This window comes from Chryseobacterium sp. SIMBA_028, assembly GCF_046535285.1.
Classification (GTDB): Bacteria; Bacteroidota; Bacteroidia; order Flavobacteriales; family Weeksellaceae; genus Chryseobacterium.
Genome location: NZ_JAWRWZ010000842.1, coordinates 1 through 235, shown reverse-complemented (window position 1 = coordinate 235; position 235 = coordinate 1). Strand labels below are relative to the sequence as shown.

1 pseudogene is annotated in these 235 nt (G+C 65.1%); it reads right to left on the bottom strand.

Annotation, left to right across the window (positions count from 1 at the left end):
- Window positions 1–235, bottom strand: a pseudogene (locus SCA31_RS25565) (dTDP-4-dehydrorhamnose reductase); the annotation flags it as partial.

Sequence of the window (235 nt, the reverse complement as noted above, 5' to 3'; positions counted from 1 at the left end):
CGCCTCAAAGCGGCACCCAGCTGGCCGTCAGCGCCCAGCACCAGTGTTCTCCGGCCCGGCATCGGCTCGACGTCGGCAAGGCGGGGTTGTGTGCGGTCCTGCGGGGACAGTATGCACTCGTCCAAGCTGATGGGCCACGGCACCGCGATGTCCTCATCCGCCAGGTTCAAGAAGGTGTAGTTGGCCTGCGCCTCCGCGCTCCAATGGTCGTTGACGAGGTACGTGTACACGGTAT